Source organism: Nocardia sp. 2TAF39 (genome assembly GCF_052114905.1).
GTDB lineage: Bacteria > Actinomycetota > Actinomycetes > Mycobacteriales > Mycobacteriaceae > Nocardia.
Map to the genome: position 1 here is coordinate 35,630 of NZ_JBFRFQ010000014.1, position 19,787 is coordinate 55,416.

The window sequence follows — 19,787 nt, forward strand, 5'->3', positions numbered from 1 at the left end:
ACGGCACGCGCTCGGCGGGTCAGCGGACGCGGGTGCCGAGCAGGTGGCGCACGCCCGCGATGAAGAGCTGCAGGCCGAAATCGAAACGGGCGGTGGCGTCGGGGGTTTCGTCCAGTGGTGAGGCGTCGTCGGGAAGCGCGCCGACGGAGCCCATCTGCATCCTGGACTGTTCGTCCACGGTCTGACCCAGTACGTAGTACAGCAGCGTGAACGCCGCGAGCTCGGCCTCGGCCCGCGGCATACCTGCGCGAATCGCCGTGCTCACCATGCGTTCCCGGCCCCTACTCGTGGTGAGCCGGGAAGCGTATGTCGCCGAGACCAATTCGGCGCCGTCCCGGTAGGCCAGAAGACAGTCGCGAAGGCGGTGCGCCAATTCCGTGATCTGCGCCGACCAGTCCTCGGCCACGATCGGATCTTCCATCGGTGCGAGGATCTTGTCGGCGACCGCACCGAGCAACGCCTGTTTGTTCGGGAAGTGCCAGTACAGCGCGCCGGGTTGCACCTGGAGGGAACCAGCCAGCCTGCGCATGGTGAGGTCGGCGAGGCCATATCGGTCCAGAATCGCGATGGCGCCGTCGATCACGTCCGCCCGGTGCAGTTGCACTGCCATCCTTCCCCGTGGTGTTTTGACTCACTGTTACCGCTACCCTAGCCTGAACACCGTTCAAGTTGCACGGCCACCTCGGCCGGACGAAGGGATTCGTGCAGTGACCCAGGCCCCCGTTGACACCGATGTTCTGTCGATCGCCCGCGAGCAAGTGCTCGAGCGCGGCGAAGGACTGACCCAGGAGCAGACCCTCGAGGTGCTCCGGCTCGGCGACGACCGGCTGGAAGAGCTGCTAGCCCTCGCCCACGAGGTGCGGATGAAGTGGTGCGGTCCCGAGGTGGAGGTCGAGGGCATCATCAGCCTCAAGACCGGCGGCTGCCCCGAGGACTGCCACTTCTGCTCTCAGTCGGGCCTGTTCCAGTCGCCGGTCCGCGCCGCGTGGTTGGACATCCCCAGCCTGGTCGAGGCCGCTAAGCAGACCGCGAAGACCGGAGCCACCGAGTTCTGCATCGTCGCCGCCGTCCGCGGCCCGGACGAGCGTCTGATGGCCCAGGTCGCCGCCGGTGTGGAGGCGATACGCAACGAGGTCGACATCCAGGTCGCGTGCTCGTTGGGCATGCTCACTCAGGAGCAGGTCGACCAGCTCGCCGCCATCGGCGTGCACCGCTACAACCACAACCTGGAGACCTCCCGCTCCTATTTCCCGAACGTGGTCACCACGCACACGTGGGAGGAGCGCTGGGAGACATTGAGCATGGTCCGCGCGGCGGGCATGGAGGTGTGCTGCGGCGGCATCCTCGGCATGGGTGAAACCCTGGAACAGCGCGCCGAATTCGCCGCGAACCTGGCCGAGCTCGAGCCCGACGAGGTGCCGCTGAACTTCCTCAACCCGCGGCCGGGCACCCCGTTCGGCGACCTCGAGGTGCTGCCCGCCTCCGACGCGCTGCGCGCGGTCGCCGCGTTCCGCCTCGCCCTGCCGCGCACCATGCTGCGCTTCGCGGGCGGCCGGGAGATCACTCTCGGCGACCTCGGCGCCAAGCAGGGCATCCTCGGCGGCATCAACGCCGTCATCGTCGGCAACTATTTGACCACCCTCGGCCGCCCCGCCGAACAGGACCTCGATCTGCTCGGCGAGCTGAAGATGCCGATCAAGGCGCTGAACGAAACCCTCTGACCCGGCTCGTTGCGACGAAAGAGGCTTCGACGGTGAGTACTGTCATGGGCATGGACGAGCGATACAACCCGTTCACCGGCAAGCGGATCGTGCCGGGGCTCGACGACGCGATCCCGACGGCCGCCGCGCTGGGCTTGGAGCCGCCGCGGTTCTGCGAGCAGTGCGGCCGCCGCATGATCGTGCAGGTGAGCCCGGACGGCTGGTGGGCGAAGTGCTCCCGGCACGGAGTGCTCGACTCGGCCGAACTGGAGCGCCGCTGATGGTGGCGGTGGTTGCGCCGACTCGCTCCGGGGTGCGGCGCGAGATGCGTGCCGCGGCGGTGATCGCCGTCGCGGTGGTGGTGGCGAGCGCGGTCGGCGGCATCGGGTGGGGCTGGCTGGCCCCGACCGAGCGGCTGCTCGTGGTCGAACCCGGCCGCGGCTCCGTGCTGACGGGCGAGAGCGCGCACCAGTTCGACGCGATGGCGCTGTTCGTCCTCACAGGGGCGGTGCTCGGTCTGCTCTCGGCGATCGCCGCATGGCGGTGGCGGTCCGTGCGCGGACCGTTGCTGCAGATCGGACTGTTGATCGGTTCCGGTGTGGGCGCGGTGGTGATGGCGCGGCTCGGCGAACAGGTCGCCGAGTGGCTGCATCCGCGCCCGCACAACCCGCCGGTCGGGCAGATCGTCGCGCTGCCGATCGAGCTGGGCAGCACGCTGGCACTGATCGTGCAGCCGTTGGTGGCGTCGTTGGCCATCCTGTTCCTCGCCGCGCTGAGCAGTTGGGCGGATCTCGGGACCGGAAGCCGCGCCGATCCGGCCGACGGCGGATCTTTCGGCACCGCAGGCGCGTTCACGCCTTACGGTGACGCCGCGCGCGGTGGCGAATTGCCCAATCGTGGCTACGAACCGGCCGCCGACACGCTGCCCGAGTTCCGCCGCTGACGCATTGTCCGAACCGTTGCCGCAGTGTCGTCGTATGGGTATCGAAACCACCCTAAGGTGGTGAATCATGCTGTGGGCGGGAAGGAACAGGACGTGACCTTCGTCGGGAGTGGGCCGGTTGTCGAAGAGCTCGACGCCAAATTCTGGCGGGTAGCCGAGCCGCTCGTATATAGCGGCGACACAGAAGAATTCGTGATCCCCGCCGGGTTCCGCACCGACTTCGCCTCGGTGCCGCGCCCGCTGGTCTGGCTGATTCCGCGCTACGGTCTGTACACCCGCGCCGCCATCCTGCACGATTATCTGCTCAGCTCGCATGCCGTCAGCGTCGCCGACGCCGACGGACTCTTCCGCCGCTGCCTGCGCGAACTCGGGGTGTCGGTGCCGCGACGCTGGATGATGTGGGCGGCAGTGCGTGCGGCCAGCCGGTTACGCGGCGCGAGCATCCGGGACATCGCCCTGTTCGTCCTCACCGCCATGCCTTCGGTGATCTTCCTCGCCGTCCCCGTGGTCGTAGTGACGGCGTTCCTCGCGCTGTTCTGGGTGGTCGAGCTGGTCTTCTGGGCGGGCGGCCGGTTGGGCCAGCGAACCGATGCTCCGCCGCCCGAGCCGCAGATGAAAGCCGCCTGATCCGACTATTGCGCCGTCGCCGCCGCCGTCGCAATCGTGCTCGACCCGATGTGGTCGCTCCGGTGAACACGTTGCGGCACAGCGGGATTCACAAAATTCGAGTCGAGAAGCGCGTGCCGCCCGACGAGCCTCCCGAGACCGGCGTGCTGATTCGCCGACGACAGAGAGGCGCTCCTCGCCCAGTCGCTGTGGTTGCTGCGTGCCGGGCGAGTACCGCGCATCTCCCCTCTGCGGTGCACGCCTCTGCGGTGCACGGTCTCCTACCGGGCGTTGGCGGGTGTGACGAGGAGGCCGCCGACGATGGTGCGGGTGGGTTGAGGTCGCGCAGGGCGGCTGCTGGGGTAGTGGGCGGCGTCCTGGTCGCATGCGTGGCGGGTGGGGATATCGACGGCTTGGCGAGGCTGCCGAACGAGGAGCCATGATGGTTCGGCTTCGCATACGTCGGAAGCGCGCCCTGATCGGCGACTCGTCGCACTGGTGAGGTGTATCGCCTGTCAGTGTGACGGGCGGTTCAGCGCCCACTCGGTGAGGCGATCGATATGAGCGGCGGCATGCGGCCGGTCGGCGCAGGCGCGGCGCAGCCCGGCGCACGCGGCCTGCAATTCTGGCGTCGGTCCGCGCTCGGCGAGCAGCACTACCAGCGCTTGCCAATGACCCACCTGCTTGTTCGGCAGCGCGGACAACTCGTCGGCATAACGGCCCGGCTTCAGCAGCTCCGCCGCCCTGTCCGCCGCCGGTGCCACGGCGGCGAGGAGATCGGAGCGCAGCCGGTCCACGTCCGTGCCGTCCGTCACCCGCCACTCGTCGGTGCCGTCCGGACACTCGATCCGGCCTTCGAGGACGCGGATCCCGTCAGCCTCGTTCGCCTTGGTGATCGGGCGGGCAGCTCTGTGGTTCCTGTGGTTCCACTCCCACCAAGCCCTCGGCACAACGGCCACATCGAGAAAGAACAGCTTCGCGTCCCAGGCTGAGCCGCGCGAACCCTGCTTCTGGACCACGGCGGCGCCCTCAGCGGTGACAAGGCGCCAGACACCGCCGGAGCCGCGAAAGCCCATCGGGCGAAGTGTGGCACCAATATCGCGCATCAGGTCCCTGACGACCGCATGGAGATCAAGCATTTCCCGACGATAAGCACCTGGTTGGTCGACTACATGCGTTGGGAAGTGATCATGCGGCCGGGCAGCCTGTCCGAGGACGTCGTCTCCACCACCCTCGGAAGACCCCGACTGGAACAGATCGACGGTACTCCGAAGGCGAAGTCGTGGAAGAGGTTACGAAGCTGAAGGACACGGTACACAGGGAGAACTCGCTCAGGTCGGCGGGCGCAGCGCCGCGAATTCGTCTGTCACGCGTAAGCCGGAGTCGGAGAAGCGGTAGACCGCGGCGGGACGGCCGCCGGCGCGGCCGGGAGCGGTGGTGGCGCCGGTGGGGGTAATCACCTTGCGGCGGGAGAGAACTCGCTGGAGGTTCGTGGTGTCTACATCGTAACCGAGTGCGGCGCAATAAATTTCGCGCAAAGTCGACATGGTGAACCGGTTCGGCGCCAGTGCGAAGGCGATATTGGTGTACGAGAGCTTCGCGGCCAGTCGGGTGCGGGCGTGGTCGACGACCGTGCGGTGGTCGAAGGACATGGCGGGCAGCGCCGAGACCGGATGCCACGTGGTGTCCGACGGCAGTTGCGGGTCGGCGGTCAGCGGCACGAGGCCGAGGTAGGCCGAGGCGATGCGGCGAGGGTTCGGCACGCGGTCCGGGGCGCTGAACACCGAGAGCTGTTCGAGGTGGGTCAGCTCGCGCACGTCGACCTTCTCGGCGAGCTGGCGGCGCGCGGAGGTGTCGAGATCCTCGTCGTCGCGCAGCCGTCCGCCAGGTAGTGACCAGGTGCCCTTCTGTGGGTCGAGCGCGCGTTCCCACAGCAACACCGCCAGTTCGGTCCTCTGGTCGGGCGGGCATCGTCGCAGCATGCCTTCTGCGCGGTCGGCGGGGCTCGGACCTGCGGCGATGTTTGCCGGGAAGCGGCGAACCTGGAACACCGCGGTGAGCGATTCGTGGATGGTGCTACCATAGGGCACGTTTTCGATTGTAAGTCGAAAACCTGGTTTGGTGCGAATCGGTGGTGAAGCCGACCGCACGAGGAAGGGAGCCATCCATGGCGACGATGGGTGCGAAACTTGCGCCCCCGCTGATGGGGCAGGTATTCGACGGACCCGCCGGGTTCGCTGGAGTCGAGGCGACGCCGGAATGGGCGCAGGAGGTCAAGCGACTGGCCAGGGAGCGCAACGCGACCATTCTCGCGCACAACTATCAGCTGCCGGAGATCCAGGACGTGGCCGACCACGTCGGCGATTCGCTGGCGCTGTCGCGGATCGCCGCCGAGGCGCCCGAGGACACGATCGTGTTCTGCGGTGTGCACTTCATGGCCGAGACCGCCAAGATCCTGAGCCCGGCAAAGACGGTCCTCATCCCAGACCAGCGGGCGGGGTGCTCGCTCGCCGACTCCATCACCGCCGACGAGCTGCGCGCCTGGAAGGCCGAGCACCCGGCCGCGGTGGTGGTCTCGTACGTGAACACCACGGCCGAGGTGAAGGCGCTCACCGACATCTGCTGCACCTCGTCCAACGCGGTCGACGTGGTCGCCTCGATCGACCCCGACCGCGAGGTGCTGTTCCTGCCGGACCAGTTCCTCGGTGCGCACGTCAAGCGCGTCACCGGCCGGGTGAACATGCACATCTGGGCGGGCGAATGCCACGTGCACGCGGGCATCAACGGCGACGAGCTGACCGAGCAGGCACGCACCCACCCCGGCGCGGAGCTGTTCGTGCATCCCGAATGCGGTTGCGCGACGTCGGCGCTGTACCTCGCGGGCGAGGGCGCCTTCCCGGCCGACCGAGTGCACATCCTGTCCACCGGCGGCATGATCGACGCGGCCAAGGCGGCGAAGTCGAACCAGGTACTGGTGGCCACCGAGGTCGGCATGCTGCACCAGCTGCGCAAGGCCGCCCCTGGCATCGACTTCCAGGCCGTGAACGACCGGGCCTCGTGCAAATACATGAAGATGATCACCCCGGCCGCACTGCTTCGCTGCCTGGTCGAGGGCCGCGACGAGGTTCACGTCGATCCGGAAACCGCCGCGCTCGGCCGCAATTCGGTGCGGCGGATGATCGAGATCGGCAATCCGGGCGGTGGTGAATGAGCTCGGGCCCGGGCCGATGACCACCCGGGCTTCGATCGACTGGGAGGCAGAGGCCGACCTGGTCGTGATCGGCGGCGGCGTCGCAGGGCTGACCGCGGCGCGGACCGCGTCACTGCGCGGCCTGCGGGTGCTCACGCTCAGCAAGGGCGGGCCCACCGACACGTCCACGCAGTACGCACAGGGCGGTATCGCCGTCGTCGCACCGCATGGCGATTCGGTGGAATCACACGTGCACGACACCGTGGAGGCGGGCGCCGGGCTGTGTGACGTGGATGCCGTGCTCTCCATCGTCGAGGGCGGTCAGGCCGCGGTGACGGCGCTGACCGACCTGGGCGCGGTCTTCGATCTGGGCCGCGACGGCCAGATCTCGCGGACCCGCGAGGGTGGGCACAGCACGCGCCGGATCATCCACGCCGGTGGCGACGCCACGGGCGCGGAGGTACAGCGGGCGCTGAACGAGGCCGGTCTGCCGGTGCTGTTCGGCACCGCCGTCGCCGAGATCGTCACCGGGCCCGGCGGCGTGCAGGGTGTTGTCGCAGTGTCCGACCAGGGATTCGGCGTAGTCCACGCGCCTGCGGTGCTGCTGGCCACCGGTGGGCTCGGCCAACTCTACGCGCTGAGCACCAACCCGCCAGGTGCTACCGCCGACGGCATCGCGCTCGGACTGTGGGCCGGCGCGAGCGTGGCCGATCTCGAGTTCGTGCAGTTCCACCCGACAGTGCTGTACACGCCGGGCGGAATAGGACGGCGGCCGCTGATCAGCGAGGCGGTGCGCGGCGAAGGCGCGACGCTCGTCGACACCGAGGGCGACGCGGTGACCGCAGGTGTGCATCCGCGCGGCGATCTCGCGCCACGCGATGTGGTGTCCCGCGCCATCGCCGGGCGGATGCGAGCATTGGGCGCCGACCACGTGTATCTCGACGCGCGCGCGATCGACGGCTTCCCGCAACGGTTTCCGACGATCACCGCCTCATGTCTGGCCGCGGGCATCGATCCGGGCACAGACCTGATCCCGGTCGCGCCGGCCGCGCACTACCAGTGCGGTGGGCTCGTGACCGACACCCACGGCCGCACCGGCGTGCCCGGTCTGTACGCGGCGGGGGAGGTGGCGCGCACCGGCCTACACGGTGCGAACCGGTTGGCTTCCAACAGCTTGCTCGAGGGCCTGGTGGTCGGCGAACGCGCCGGGGCCGCCGCGGCCGAGCGGCTCGGTGAGCGGGCCACGGTGACCGAGGTCCGCGCCCGCTTGACCGAGCACGCCGACCGCGACCTGGTGCAGCAGTTGATGACCACGCACGCCTCGGTCGTCCGCGACGGCGCCGGTCTCGATGAAGCGCTCAAACGGCTGGATGATGTGGTGACCCGGCGCGAAACGCTCTCCGGCACCGCACACCCGATCGCCGGGATCGAGGACGCCGCGCTCACCCTCGCGGCGCGAACCATGCTGCTTGCCGCCGCCACCCGCACCGAAAGCCGTGGGTGCCACACCCGATCGGACCATCCGGAACCCGTGCGTGCCCTGCGGCACAGCCTCCCGATGCGCCTGAACCCCGACGGCGCCCCCGAACCCACCACACCAACCCCCTGACCACAGCCGTCGAGTGGGACTTCGCGGTGGCATGCCACCCATCCCGTTCGGCAAAGAGAGAGGAGCGCTTCGATGCCTCTGGATTCCGGTTTGGATCGTGACGAGGTGCTGCGGATCATCCGCTCGGCGCTGGATGAGGATCTGCGCTACGGCCCGGATGTCACCACGGCGGCCACCGTGCCCGCCGACGCGGTCGTCAAGGCGTCGGTGGTGTCGCGGCAAGCGGGGACCGTGGCGGGGCTCGACGTCGGGCTGCTCGTGCTCGACGAGGTGCTCGGCGTGGGTGACTACGAGGTCACCGATCGCGTCGCCGACGGAACCAGGGTGACGCCGGGGCAGTGCGTGCTGACCGTGGTCGCACCGACCCGCGGCCTGCTCACCGCGGAGCGCACCATGCTCAACCTCGTCTGCCATCTGTCCGGCATCGCGAGCGCGACGGCCGCCTGGGTCGACGAGGTTGCGGGCACCGGGTGCCGTATCCGCGACAGCCGCAAGACCCTGCCGGGACTACGTGCGCTGCAGAAGTACGCGGTCCGGGTCGGTGGCGGTGTCAACCATCGCATGGGCCTCGGTGATGCCGCACTGATCAAGGACAACCACGTCGTCGCCGCGGGGTCGGTGGTCGAGGCACTGCGCGCGGTTCGCGCCGTCGCTCCCGACATCGCCTGCGAGGTCGAGGTCGACAGCCTCGAACAACTCGATGCCGTGCTCGCCGAGAACGTGGAACTCGTCCTGCTGGACAACTTCCCGCTCTGGCAGACACAGGCAGCCGTGCAGCGCCGCAACGCCGACGCGCCGGAAACGAAACTGGAGTCCTCGGGTGGCCTGAGTCTCGACGTCGCCGCCGACTACGCCCGCACCGGCGTCGACTACCTCGCCGTCGGCGCCCTCACCCACTCGGTGCGGGTGCTCGACCTCGGTCTGGACATGTAGGCGCACGCGGTCGCCGCGCCGATTCGACCGCACCCCTGTCCGTGCCGTAGGAGACGCTGCTTGTCATGAGCATGAGACTCGATGTGCAGATCGATCCACGAACACACGAGATGCGCGTCGATCCGGATCAGTCGAAAATTGCGGCGCAGGAGTGACGTCGGCAGCTGGTTCGACCCGGTGTGGCGACATCCATAACCCCACTCCGAGACGTGGGATCGGTGGCCGACCCGTACCCGCTGCCGCCGAGACATGAACGGTTGCCGGCATCGTGCAGTGCATTCGGCAGATCCTGTGCTCGGCCCTGCTCAATGCTGGGCGACGGCGGCTCGGGCTGCGGCGCGGGCGCCGGACAGGGCCTCGGGTACCGGAATTCGACCCAGGTACATCTCGGCGAAGATCGGGTCCACGGCCCGCAGCGCGGCCGGAAATCCTGGGCCGCCGCCGGAGGAGATGCGTGGCCCGCGGAGCACGTCGAAGAACGGGGACACATCGACTCCCTTACCGGCCCAGTAGTCGCGGTAGCCCTGCTGCTCGGAGACGACCGCCGGGATGGTGGCGCCGTCGCGGGCCAGATAACGATTGCCCTCGCCGCTGCCCAGCCAGGCGAGCACCCGACGCACCGCATCCGGGTGCCGAGTCGCGGCGTTTCCGGCGACGCCGACCGCATTATTCGTACTCACCCTCCCCGCAGGCCCTTCCGGCAGCAGCACCACGCCCCACCCGAAACGAGCCTGCTGGGCGATCTGCGCGAGCGAGAACGTCCCGGACTGAAACAGCGCCAGCTTGCGCTGCAGGAAGGCATTCTTCGCGAAATCGGGGTTGGTATTGGTGTCGGCCGGCGAGGGCGCGAGCCGGTCGGCGATCAACCGCACCAGATATTCGAACGCCGCGATCCCCTGCGGGCTGTCGAAGACGAAGCGATCGCGGTCGTCCTGGAATTGTGCCCCGGCCGAGCCGAGGTACGGCAGCTCGATGGACTGGAAGTCGTGGGCCGCGTTGTAGGCCCATGGCGCGACCGCGGCCAATCGGCGCAGCAGCGAGCGGAAGGTGTCGTCGCCACCTGGGCTCCATCGCACCGCATCCAGCTCGGCGGGGTCGACGTGTGCGGCTGCGAGCAGTTCGCGGTTGTAGTACACCGCCGTGCCGCCGTCGACGAATTGCGGTACAGCCCACAGGGTTCCGTTGCGTGTGTACTGCGCGACCGCCGACGGGTCCCAGGACTGTTCGGCGTCGGGACCGAGCGCTGTCCCGACGTCGATCAACCGCCCGGCGTCGGCGTAGTCCTCGTACAAGTTGGTCCAGAACAGGTCGTCGGCGGTGCCACCGGCCACGTCCAGGCGCAGCTTCTGCTGATAGGACGACCACGGCACCACCGTGATTCGTACCTCGACGTCCGGATTCGCCTGCTGGAACCGCTCCAGCGAAGAACGGTAGAGGGGCACGAAATTCTCGTCCCAGATCCGCAGCCCCACCACGGTGCGGCCGGACCCGTCATCGACGCGGCCGAGCCACAGGGCTGCCGCGACGAGCAGCGCAGCGGTGAGCGCTATGGCGAGCGCTAGGCGGGTCGAGGTCTTCATTTCACTCCCGTAAACGCGATCGAGCGCAGCACCTGCCGCTGGAAGATCACGAACAGCACCACCAGCGGCGCGATGGCCAGGGTCGTCGCCGCCATCACCAGAGTCCATTGCGCGTTGTACTGCGTCTGCAGATTCGCCGTCGCCGCGGTCAGCACCTGCCACCTGCGGCCGCTACTCGCGACCAACGGCCACATGAAGTTGTTCCACTGCGAAACGATCGAAATGAGTGTCAGCGTCGCCAGCACCGGTCGGCTCATCGGCACCATCACGTGCACGATGATGTCGAGAGTGTTCGCGCCGTCGAGCCGTGCCGCCCCGATCAGCTCCTGCGGAATCGCGCGAAAGTATTGGCGCAGCAGGAAGATCGCGTACGGCGAGCCGAAGACATACGGCAGCACCAGCGCCCAGAAGGTGTTGAGCCACCCGAGCTTCGCGAACATCAGATACAGCGGGATCAGCGTCACCATGGGCGGCACCATCATGGTGCCGAGATAGCCCCAGAACAGGACATCTCGGCCCGGGAACTCGGTGCGCGCGAACGCATAGGCCGCCAGCACCGACGTGATCAGCTGACCGCCGGTGACGAACGCCGTCATGAGGGCGGTCACCAGCACCGCTCGCCCGAGCCCGTGGTCCAGCACGGTCCGGAAATTGTCCGCGGTCACCGGATGTGGCAGGGCCAGCGGCGATCCGGTGGCGAACTGGTCGGGCGTCTTGACCGCGGTCAGTGCGCTGAGCAACAACGGCGCCACGGTCAGCAAGGCTCCGGCCAGCAGCACCGCGTAGGCCGCGGCCGAGCGCAGACGATCAGAATTCATAGGTGGTTCGATTCCGGAAGTAGCGGTGCTGCACGACGGTGATCGCGAACATCAGGGCGAACACCACGATCGCCATCACCGCGGCCCGGCCCGGACGCGCGGCGTCGAACGCCTCGGAAAACATCCGCATAGCAACCACATCCGTGCGATCGCCCGGTCCGCCTTTGGTCAACGCGTACACCATGTCGAAGGTCTGGAATGCGGTCAGCACGCCGGTGACGAGGACGAAGAACATGGTGGGCCGCAGCAACGGCAGGATCAGCCAGCGGATCCGGTGCCAGCCGGTGGCGCCGTCCAGCGCGCCCGCGTCGAGGATTTCGTGCGGTATCGCCCGGATCCCGGCCACGAAGAAGAGCGCCACGTACCCGAAGTTCGCCCAGACGCTCACGGCCGACACCGCGGGCAGCGCCAGCGCTGGATCGGACAGCCATTCGATGCGGTGGCCGAGCGCGGCGTCGATCGCGCCCCCGGTCGGCGCGAACATCCACTGCCACACGACACCCACCGCCACCGGCGCGCACATCCACGGCAGCGCGTACATCACCCGCAGGCTCGTCGCACCGCGACGCCGCGCCAGCAGCGCCGCAACCGCGAATCCCAGCACGGTCTGCGCCGGTACCACGATCGCTGTCAACGCCACCGTCACCAGCAGCGCGTGGCCGAACGCCCGATCCTCCAGCACCGATCGCCAGTTCTGCAGTCCCACGAATTCCATGGGCCCCAACAAGTTCCAGCTGTGCACACTGAGCCACGCAACAAGCAGGATCGGCACTATCAGGAAGCCTCCGACGCCGATCAGGCTCGGCAGTAACAACACATAGCTCGTCACGACACGAGCCGCACGCCGATTCATGTCCCGCTACGCTACCCGGCACCCGGAATCCGATGCCGCGGCGCACCTTCGTCACAACCATGCTCGGTGCCGGAGTTCGAACTGCGCGACGTCCGGATCGCGGCACGGCACCCGCGGGCGGCTCAACGCTTCCGCACGGCGCGCAGCGCGTGGCCCATGAACTCGTGGGTCGCGTGGGTCGCCGAGCCGACCACATTCCGATGTGGATCGTGCCGCCGATCCCGGAGGTAATCGCCGCGCCTCGATCGTGGACACGTCCCTGACCCGATCGAGGCTACGGTGGGATTCCATGGACACCGCCGCGGCCGCCCCACCTGGGCACGCGTCTGCCTCGCGGCCGGCATCGTTGTCGGCGAGGCTTCGGTTTCCGCCGAAGATACGGAATACGCAACCGGTCGTAGTCGCGGCCGGGTGCCTGATCATGCTGCAGCTGGCAATCCGCTGCTGGGTTGCCGACAGCGGCTACTTCTATTGGGACGATCTCATCCTGGTCGGCCGTGCGGCCAGATACCCGCTGTGGTCCACCGATCTGCTGCTGTACAACCATGACGGGCATTTCATGCCGTTGGCATTCGCCACGGCGTGGGTGGTGACCGCAGTGGCGCCGCTGGCGTGGACCGGACCGGTGGTGTCGCTGCTGGTACTGCAGCTCGGGGCATCGGTGGCCGTATTGCGCATGCTGATCGTGCTGGTGGGTACGCGGTGGACGATCTTGGTTCCGCTGGTCTTCTACCTGTTCTGCCCGTTGACGCTTCCTGCGTTCGCGTGGTGGGCGGCTGCCCTGAACGCGCTGCCGCTGCAATTCGCCCTCGCCTGGGTGATCGGCGACGCGGTGCTGCTGGTCGGCAGCGGTCGGCATCGGCACGCAGTATCGGGGATCGCGGTGCTGGTGGTGGCATTGCTGTTCTTCGAGAAGTCGGTGATTGTCCCGTTCGTCGCATTCGCAGTTGTCGTACTCGCTCGATACGTCGACCGTCGCGCGGCAGCGATTCGCGTGGTGGCACGACGTGGTGCGGTGCTGTGGACCGGTTCGGGCTTGGTGCTCGCTTGTTGGTTGATCGGATATCTCATGGTGGTGGACGTTTCCACCGTGCACAGCAGCCCGGGCGAAGTGCGCAACTCGCTGCCCGGCGCGACATCGCTGGGCGCCGTGCCTACGGTGCTCGGCGGCCCATGGATGTGGGAACGGTGGCTACCGTCGACTCCGTGGGCGGTCGCGCCGAGTTGGGCAGTGGTGGCGGGCTGGGTTGCGCTGGGTGCTCTGGCGGCGCTGTCGATGCGCCGCCGGCTCCGGGTGCTGCCGGTCTGGCTGATGGTGTCGGCGTACATTCTGGCGGCACAGCTACCGGTGGCGCTGGCCCGAAGTGGACCGAATACCACGGCAGAACTGACCCAGTCCCTGCGCTACTTTGCCGACGTCGGGGTGGTGCTGGCCGCGGCGGGTGCCCTGCTACTGCGTGCCCGTCCGCGGTCGCCGCGTGGTCGGAGACGCGCGGTGCTTCCTGGGCCGGGCGTGGTGGTCGCGCTGATGGTGGTGTTCCTCGTGAGCAGCCTGGGGTCCACCTACACCTTCACGCGTTCGTGGTGCGCCGGCCCGACCAGGACCTATGTCACGAACGTGAAGTCGGCGCTGGCGGAGTGGGATGGTGTGCCCCTGCTCGAGCAGGAGGTGCCGTGGAATGTCCTGAGCCCGCTGGCGTATCCACAGAATCTGACCAGTCGGGTGCTGGCGCCTATCGCAGCTCCAGGCGTATTCGCCGACTCGACGCCACGCCTGCGGATGATCACCGATACCGGCGAGATCGTCGACGCGGCCGTCTGGTGGAACCGAAGCATCCGGCCCGGACCGGAGCCCGACTGTGGCTATCGAATCCACAATGCCGAGCCGGTCCACCTACCCCTCGACGGCCCGACGCTCGAGCACGAATGGACGGCACAACTCAACTACCTCGCGAATCGAGACGGTCAGATCACGGTTGCCTTCGAACACGGCGCCGCCGTGGCGGCTCCGGTCCGAAAAGGTCTGAATACAGTATTCGTCCGGATAGTCGGCGACGGTTCTGCGCTTCGGATCACTTCCCGTACATCAGGACTCGACCTATGTGTCGGGGTGGGTCCTGTTGGCGTCGCGTCCTACGACAACTAACTGTGAGAGAGCGCATGGCTTCGGATTGGAGCTGCGGCGCGGCGGGAATTGCACCGACGAATGCACGCGCTTGCCGCTGATCGCAGCTACGGCGGTTCCTCCGGACCGTAGGCCGTGAAACCTGTGTGCGTCGATGCGGAACCGTCCCCTGTGATCAGGCGGTCAGTTCGCGTTCCAGTGGTGTCCGGAACCGCGGAACGGTACGGACGTCGCCGAACCACGCGGTGGTCCGCTGCGCTTCCGCGGCGATCAGCGCCTCGGCGTCGGTTCCCACGTCTTCCAGCAGGCGGTAGACGATTTCGCCGTCCTTGCGTTGCGCCCAACCGCCGACGATCCGCCCGTCCCACCAGAGAGTGGGTCCGATATTGCCGTTGCGATCGAACAGGCTCGGTGCGTGCGGTCCGAGAAACCAGCCCCGTGACTGCCAGCCCATCGGTGTCGGATCGAGGGCGGGCAGCAGCGCCGCCCAGGGATCCGGCGCCGCGACGGGGTCGACGTCGTCGGCGAGCAGCACGCCGGTGGCGCCATCCAGATCGACCTCGACCAGGTCGAGAGCCCCGAGGGTCGTGCGCACCTCGCCGAGAGTCCAGCCGGTCCACCACTTGATGTCGGCGACCGGTGCGGGGCCGAACGCCCGCAACCAGCGGCGGACCAGCTCGACGCGGGCGTCCGCCACGGCGAGGGCCGCGACCCCGTCGGGCAGCCATGATTCGACCGGCGCCCAGGTGTATTGGCTGCTGGCCCAGCTGCCGTTCGGCCTACCGCGGACGATGCGGCCTTCGCAGCCCAGCGTCACCAACACCCAGGTGGTGATGTTCGTCGGCTTCGAATAAGCCTTGTCCGGCGCGGTATTCACCTGCGTGCGCAGGCGCGGGACGTCTTTGCTCAGCTGCGCGCCGGTCGCCGCACCCCTGGCCAGCAGTGCCTTGTGCGTCTCGGCCTCGACCTCGGCGAGCCAGCCCCTGGCATCGCCGTCGCCGATGCCCGCCTGTTCCAGGTATTTGCCGTAGGTGCGACGCTGCTTGTGCGCCAACGCGTCCGCGCACGATGCCTGCAGGATCGGAACGAGGTCTACTGGCACCACGAACATGGTGCGGCGCATGGCCAGCATGCGCAGCAGCGTTCGGTCTTCGTAGAGCGCCCGTTCGACGGCTGCCGGCTCGAGGTCGCCCCCGCGGGCCGCGACGGAGAGAAACACGGTAGCCGGATCGGTCGCGTGCAGGGCCACCAGCGAGCGGGCGATCTCGGCGACCCGGTTGGACCGTTCCGTCGTCGCCAACCGGTGCCGCACGGCCAGCCGAGCGCGTCGCTCGGCAGCATCAATCGAACGCATAGGCGAATCCTAGCGTTCGCCGCGCTGGCCCAAAGCCCGAAGCGCTCGGGGTCACGGCCCGCGTAGGTACAAAGGCCATGGCTGACTGCACAAAAAGAGGTCAGGACCCCGAGCTCCCGCTATTCGGACTCGACTGAGCAGCGGGACCGTATCAGGCGGTGGGATCAGTGCGCGCGGGCTTCCAGGCGCGGACCAGGTCGAGCAGGCCGGGGAATCGAGCGTCGAGATCCTCGATGCGCACGCGGCTGCGGCGCTCGAGTCCATAGCGCTGCTGTCGGGTGACGCCCGCCTCGCGTAGTACCCGGAAGTGATGGGTCAGTGTGGATTTCGGGCGGTCGATGCCGAACCAGGAGCAGGAGCGGTCGGCGTCGGGGGACTCCAGGAGGAGTTTCTGCACCATGGCCAGCCGCAGCGGGTCGCTGAGGGCGGCGAGTACGTGGTCGAGCCGGAGGTCGGCACGGTCCGGCTCGGGGAGCGCGGCCGCGATGTCGGTCGTTTCGGTGGCCGATGTCATCGGTTCTCCTCAGTCTTCGCCGCCTTGTACGAGTCATATCGTACTAGGAGTTAAGTTCGACTATTGTCGTATCATTACGAGAATAATCGAACTATCGGAGGTACGTATGACGCTGACCGTGAAACGCACGCTCTCGGACTCGGACCAGGCGGGCAGCGGCATGGTGTGGCTGGCGGCGTGGCCGGTGCTCGCGGTGTTCGTTCTGTCGAACGCGCCGACACCGCTATATGTCGTGTGGCAGCGGGCACTCGGATTCTCCTCCGGGACGTTGACCGTGATATTCGCTTGCTACATCGTCGGATTGGTCGGTGCGCTGCTCGTCGCGGGCGTGGTGTCGGATCGGATCGGGCGCAAGCCGGTGCTGTTGCCCGCGGTGGCGGCGGCGATCGTGGCCTGCGTGCTGTTCTCGGTCGCCAACTCGGTCGCCGTGCTCGCGCTGGCGCGACTGCTGACCGGCATCGCCGTGGGGGCGACGGTATCCGCGGGGATGGCGGCCGTGACCGATGTCGGCGGGCCGGAACGTAAGCGGCTCGCAGCCCTGGCCGCCTCCTCGGCGATGGTGCTCGGGGCCGGATTCGGGCCGCTGCTCGCCGGAATCCTGTCGGAGGCGTTGCCCGGACCGACGGTTACTGTCTTCGTGGTCGAGATCGCTGTGCTCGCGTCGGCTTTCGTGGTCGTGGCCCGGTTGGATCTGTCCAAAGGGGCGGGTGGTCGCGGGCCGTGGGTTCGTGTTCCCTCGGTTGTGCGAAGTGGCCGGACGGCGGTGCTGCTCGGGGTCGCGGTGTTCGCTCCCGGCATCACGGCGACATCGTTCGTCCTGTCGCTCGGCCCGTCGGTGCTGTCGCATCTGCTCGGCGCCGACGACCGGGTGCTCGCGGGTGCGGTGGCATTCGCGATGTTTCTCGGTGCGACCGGAATCCAGTTCGCGACGCGGCGGCTCCGGGTACGCACCATCCTGGTCGGCGGGGCCGCCTCGACGGCGCTGAGCATGCTCACGCTGGTGCTGTCGCTCTCGTCGGCGTCCCTCCCGCTGTTCGCGGTCCCCGCGGTCTCTGCCGGACTCGGCCAAGGGCTCGGCCAGTTCGGTGGTCTGACGGCGATCAGCGCGAGCGTGCCGGGCGACCGGCTGGCCGAGGCGAACGCCGCCCAGAACGTCGGTGGTTACCTCCCGGCGGCGGCGCTGCCGCTGGTCGCCGGTTTCCTCGGCGACGCATTCGGATTGACCACCGGCGTGTTCGCGTTCGGCGTCGTGGTGGCCATCGCGGCGGCGGCCGGCGGGCTGCTCGTCGCGGTGCGCTTGGGCAGGGGCGCCGCTGCGTCGGCGGAAGACGCCACAGCGTCGGCGTAGTAGGTGCGGCAGGGTGCAATCGCGGGTTATGTCGGCGCCGGTGGCGGCGGGACGTATGGCGGACCGCCGGGGCTGCAGGAGCGCCCGCGACCCATGACATCATTCGAGCATGAGGCTCGGATATCCGGTGCTCGCGGCGTGCTGGGTGCTCGCGAGTCTGTTCGTGACGACAAGTGTTGCCGCACCGGCTGTTTCGGCGGAGCAGGAGTGCGCTGTCCGGGTAGCCGTGCAGCCGGTCACGCTCAACGTCGACGGTGAGGACGCGACCGGCCGAGTCTACGAGCCGTACCGGTGCGCCGAGGGCGACCTGGCGCCACAGGGGCTCGTGGTCGCCGTGCACGGACACGACGGGTCGTCCGCGGACTTCGCCGACTACCTCACCTCGATCTCCCGGCGGACCGGAACCCCGATCCTGTCCATGGACCTGCGCTCGACCACCGGCGTCTGGCGCGCCGGAGAATGGAACCTGTGGGCGGGTTGGCGCGACATCGTCGCCGCGACCCGGTGGTACAAGGACGCGCATCGTTCCATCGCGCGCACCGTACTGTGGGGCTGGAGCCAGGGTGGCATCACCAGCGGACTCGCGGCGGCGTACGGTCCGCGCGGACTGTTCGACTATTGGGTCGACAACTACGGTCCCGCGGACGATTTCACCATGTGGCTGGGCGCGGTGACGGTCGACCCCGCTCTGCCCGCGCAGATCGAAAAGGACGCGGGCGGGTGCACCCCCGTGGCCTGCCCGCAGGCCTACGCCGAACGGTCTCCGGTGCTGCTGGCGAACCGGATGGACGTGCGGCACGCCTTCCTCGTCCACGGCACCGGCGACAACGTGGTGCCGTATGCCACCACCCTGGAGATGCGCGCCGGGCTGCTCGCGGCGGGCAAGCCGACCTCGACATACACCATCGTCACCGGCCGCGGCCTGAACGGACAGGTGGTCCCCGGCAACCACAGCATCGGCCCGGCCTTCTTCGAGGGCGGCTGCGTCGTCGAGCGCCTGCTGGTCGGCACCGAACCGGTCGGGGATTCGGACCACGACTACGTAGTGGACGTCGCAGGCGGCGTGATGACCGCCCCGCCTGCCCCGCCCGACGCCAAATGCGCCGCCTGAGCGGGGAACACAAACGCGTCGCGGCACGTTTGGTCCGGGGGATACCGACAACGAAGTGAAGGACACGATGAACGAACCGACGGACCCCGCATACCACTGGAACGGTGCCGATCTGGACTTGGACGCCTACCTGGGTCGAATCGGGTTCGACGGCGAGCGCGCTCCCACCGTCGCCGCGCTGCGCGCTCTGGTGCGTGCGCACACCACCTCGATCCCGTTCGAGAACCTGGAGATCATTCTCGGCCGGTCGATCGAGCTGGATCTGGCGACCTTGCAGGACAAGATGCTTCGTCGCCGCCGCGGCGGCTACTGCTACGAGAACGTCGGGCTGTTCGCGGCAGCGCTGGAACGGCTCGGTTTCGGCGTCACCGGCCTCAGCGGCCGGGTGAGCATGGGCGCAGGCGGTGGGCTTCGTCCCGCTACGCATGCCCTGCTGCGCGTGAGGACCGCAGCGGACGACCGGGTCTGGCTGTGCGACGTGGGGTTCGGTTCCGGCCCGCTCGAGCCATTCGAATTGTCCACGCGGACCCGCGAATTCGCAGCGGGAGCGTGGAAGTTCCGGTTGGAGCACACGATCGGTGAGCTGGGCTCGGACCAGTGGGTGCTGCACCAGTTCGGCAGGGAGGGCTGGATCGACCGCTACACCTTCACCTCGAACCCGCAGTACCGCATCGACTACGCCGTCGGCAACCACTTCGTGTCCACCTCGCCGCGTTCACCATTCACCATGCGGCCGTACGTGCAGCGTTTTCTCCCGGACGTGCACCACGTGCTGGACGGCACCACGCTGACCACCGAGCGCCCGGACGGCACGAGCGATGCGCGCGAACTGGACCCGGCCGATCTGCCCGAGATCCTCACCGAGGTATTCGACATCGACCTCACCGAGGCCGACGCCGCCGCGCTGTGCTTGTTTTGCAGCGCCTGCGGCGCTGCGTGACCGGGCGCCCTCGAGGGCTCGCGTCCGAGCGGCCGCCGCTAGCGACTTCGTCGCGGACGCGTCGGCCGATCGGACGCGAGCCGGGCCCCGAACAGTCAGTGCTCGGTGTCGCTTCGCTCGGAAATCCGGGGTGTCGCGTCCATGTGGGTTGACGGTTCCGAAC

The 19,787-nt window shown here is 68.3% G+C and carries 19 protein-coding genes; 11 read left to right on the top strand and 8 right to left on the bottom strand.

Annotation, left to right across the window (positions count from 1 at the left end; translation table 11 throughout):
* Positions 1-19: 19 nt before the first annotated feature.
* A complete protein-coding gene (locus AB4Z47_RS10980) occupies positions 20-604 on the bottom strand; it encodes a TetR/AcrR family transcriptional regulator C-terminal domain-containing protein (protein ID WP_441950190.1) in 585 nt (194 codons plus the stop codon).
* 103 nt (positions 605-707) lie between these two features.
* Between AB4Z47_RS10980 and bioB the strand changes: the two genes are divergently transcribed.
* The 4 genes from bioB (at position 708) to AB4Z47_RS11000 (ending at position 3,270) form a co-directional block, all read left to right on the top strand.
* Positions 708-1,721: a biotin synthase BioB gene (gene bioB, locus AB4Z47_RS10985; protein WP_441950035.1), complete on the top strand. Its 1,014-nt coding sequence runs from the start codon at positions 708-710 to the stop codon at positions 1,719-1,721.
* Between the two features lie 44 nt (positions 1,722-1,765).
* Positions 1,766-1,981, top strand: coding sequence for a biotin synthase auxiliary protein BsaP (gene bsaP / locus AB4Z47_RS10990; protein ID WP_441950191.1), 216 nt, complete (start codon positions 1,766-1,768; stop codon positions 1,979-1,981).
* The gene (locus AB4Z47_RS10995) at positions 1,981-2,643 is read left to right on the top strand and encodes a DUF2567 domain-containing protein (protein WP_441950037.1); all 663 of its coding nucleotides are present in this window, start codon (positions 1,981-1,983) and stop codon (positions 2,641-2,643) included. Before bsaP ends, AB4Z47_RS10995 begins: the two co-directional genes overlap by 1 nt.
* A gap of 93 nt (positions 2,644-2,736) precedes the next feature.
* Positions 2,737-3,270: a DUF1353 domain-containing protein gene (locus AB4Z47_RS11000; RefSeq protein ID WP_441950039.1), complete on the top strand. Its 534-nt coding sequence runs from the start codon at positions 2,737-2,739 to the stop codon at positions 3,268-3,270.
* A gap of 494 nt (positions 3,271-3,764) precedes the next feature.
* Here the strand turns inward: AB4Z47_RS11000 and AB4Z47_RS11005 are convergent, their stop codons facing one another.
* On the bottom strand, positions 3,765-4,388 hold the full coding sequence (locus tag AB4Z47_RS11005) for a DUF4304 domain-containing protein (RefSeq protein WP_441950040.1): 624 nt from the start codon (positions 4,386-4,388) through the stop codon (positions 3,765-3,767).
* A 192-nt stretch (positions 4,389-4,580) separates the two neighbouring features.
* Complete coding sequence (locus AB4Z47_RS11010; protein WP_441950042.1) at positions 4,581-5,339, bottom strand: NUDIX hydrolase; 759 nt, start codon at positions 5,337-5,339, stop codon at positions 4,581-4,583.
* A gap of 77 nt (positions 5,340-5,416) precedes the next feature.
* Between AB4Z47_RS11010 and nadA the strand changes: the two genes are divergently transcribed.
* From nadA to nadC, 3 genes are all read left to right on the top strand, one after another.
* Positions 5,417-6,460 carry a quinolinate synthase NadA gene (nadA, locus tag AB4Z47_RS11015; RefSeq protein WP_441950044.1) on the top strand — a complete coding sequence of 348 codons (1,044 nt, stop codon included), beginning with the start codon at positions 5,417-5,419 and terminating at the stop codon, positions 6,458-6,460.
* A gap of 16 nt (positions 6,461-6,476) precedes the next feature.
* Positions 6,477-8,048, top strand: a complete 1,572-nt coding sequence (locus tag AB4Z47_RS11020; protein ID WP_441950045.1) for an L-aspartate oxidase — start codon at positions 6,477-6,479, stop codon at positions 8,046-8,048.
* A 72-nt stretch (positions 8,049-8,120) separates the two neighbouring features.
* Entirely contained in the window at positions 8,121-8,981 is an 861-nt protein-coding gene (nadC, locus tag AB4Z47_RS11025; protein WP_441950047.1) for a carboxylating nicotinate-nucleotide diphosphorylase, read from the top strand.
* A 305-nt stretch (positions 8,982-9,286) separates the two neighbouring features.
* On the opposite strand, the gene AB4Z47_RS11030 is transcribed toward nadC, so the two are convergent.
* From AB4Z47_RS11030 to AB4Z47_RS11040, 3 genes are read right to left on the bottom strand one after another with little or no spacing between them, the layout of a single operon-like run.
* A complete protein-coding gene (locus AB4Z47_RS11030; RefSeq protein ID WP_441950048.1) occupies positions 9,287-10,561 on the bottom strand; it encodes an ABC transporter substrate-binding protein in 1,275 nt (424 codons plus the stop codon).
* The gene (locus AB4Z47_RS11035; protein WP_441950050.1) at positions 10,558-11,379 is read right to left on the bottom strand and encodes a carbohydrate ABC transporter permease; all 822 of its coding nucleotides are present in this window, start codon (positions 11,377-11,379) and stop codon (positions 10,558-10,560) included. Before AB4Z47_RS11035 ends, AB4Z47_RS11030 begins: the two co-directional genes overlap by 4 nt.
* Positions 11,369-12,232, bottom strand: a complete 864-nt coding sequence (locus AB4Z47_RS11040; RefSeq protein WP_441950051.1) for a carbohydrate ABC transporter permease — start codon at positions 12,230-12,232, stop codon at positions 11,369-11,371. The genes AB4Z47_RS11035 and AB4Z47_RS11040 overlap by 11 nt, the downstream gene beginning before the upstream one ends.
* Before the next feature lie 421 nt (positions 12,233-12,653).
* On the opposite strand from AB4Z47_RS11040, the gene AB4Z47_RS11045 reads away from it, so the two are divergent.
* Positions 12,654-14,378, top strand: coding sequence for a hypothetical protein (locus AB4Z47_RS11045; protein ID WP_441950053.1), 1,725 nt, complete (start codon positions 12,654-12,656; stop codon positions 14,376-14,378).
* A 154-nt stretch (positions 14,379-14,532) separates the two neighbouring features.
* Here AB4Z47_RS11045 and AB4Z47_RS11050 read toward each other — a convergent pair whose 3' ends face one another.
* Positions 14,533-15,711, bottom strand: a complete 1,179-nt coding sequence (locus AB4Z47_RS11050; protein WP_441950055.1) for a winged helix DNA-binding domain-containing protein — start codon at positions 15,709-15,711, stop codon at positions 14,533-14,535.
* A gap of 151 nt (positions 15,712-15,862) precedes the next feature.
* Positions 15,863-16,225: an ArsR/SmtB family transcription factor gene (locus AB4Z47_RS11055; protein WP_441950056.1), complete on the bottom strand. Its 363-nt coding sequence runs from the start codon at positions 16,223-16,225 to the stop codon at positions 15,863-15,865.
* A 106-nt stretch (positions 16,226-16,331) separates the two neighbouring features.
* On the opposite strand from AB4Z47_RS11055, the gene AB4Z47_RS11060 reads away from it, so the two are divergent.
* From AB4Z47_RS11060 to AB4Z47_RS11070, 3 genes are all read left to right on the top strand, one after another.
* Complete coding sequence (locus tag AB4Z47_RS11060; protein WP_441950058.1) at positions 16,332-17,573, top strand: MFS transporter; 1,242 nt, start codon at positions 16,332-16,334, stop codon at positions 17,571-17,573.
* A 109-nt stretch (positions 17,574-17,682) separates the two neighbouring features.
* Positions 17,683-18,684: an alpha/beta hydrolase family protein gene (locus AB4Z47_RS11065; RefSeq protein WP_441950060.1), complete on the top strand. Its 1,002-nt coding sequence runs from the start codon at positions 17,683-17,685 to the stop codon at positions 18,682-18,684.
* A 67-nt stretch (positions 18,685-18,751) separates the two neighbouring features.
* Positions 18,752-19,624 carry an arylamine N-acetyltransferase family protein gene (locus tag AB4Z47_RS11070; protein ID WP_441950062.1) on the top strand — a complete coding sequence of 291 codons (873 nt, stop codon included), beginning with the start codon at positions 18,752-18,754 and terminating at the stop codon, positions 19,622-19,624.
* Positions 19,625-19,787: the final 163 nt, after the last annotated feature.